The organism is Deltaproteobacteria bacterium (assembly GCA_005879535.1).
Lineage (GTDB): Bacteria > Myxococcota > Myxococcia > Myxococcales > 40CM-4-68-19 > 40CM-4-68-19.
In genome coordinates this window covers 10,969-11,311 of record VBKI01000009.1, presented here as the reverse complement: position 1 = coordinate 11,311, position 343 = coordinate 10,969, and the positions used below count along the sequence as shown (strand labels likewise).

The window sequence follows — 343 nt, the reverse complement described above, 5'->3', positions numbered from 1 at the left end:
GAGGACCGGCACGATGCGAGAGTCGCCGTCCTTGAGGGGGCCATTGACGGACTCGCGGACGTGGATGCGACGCGCGGCCAGGTCGACGTGCGTCCAGCGCAGCGCGAACACCTCGCCGGTGCGCAGGCCAGCCAGGGCGCCGATCGCGTAGGCGACGTTGAGTGGCTCGGGCAGCGCGAGGAAGATGCGGCGCACGTCGTCCAGCCGTTCGATGAACGGCGTCTTCTTCGGGTCGTGCGTCGGGCGGATCAGCCGCATCAGCGACTTGGGCAGGCCGCGCGCCGGGTTGCCGGTCGCGAGGCCGCGAGATCGAAGTACTCAAGCGCTTTCAGCAGGAGGCGTT

The 343-nt window shown here is 69.7% G+C and carries 1 protein-coding gene; it reads right to left on the bottom strand.

All coding sequences use genetic code 11. From position 1 onward, the window contains the following. Positions 1-258, bottom strand: a 258-nt coding sequence (locus E6J58_00605; GenBank protein ID TMB44021.1) for a hypothetical protein, incomplete at its 3' end; no start/stop codon positions are given. Positions 259-343 lie beyond the last annotated feature (85 nt).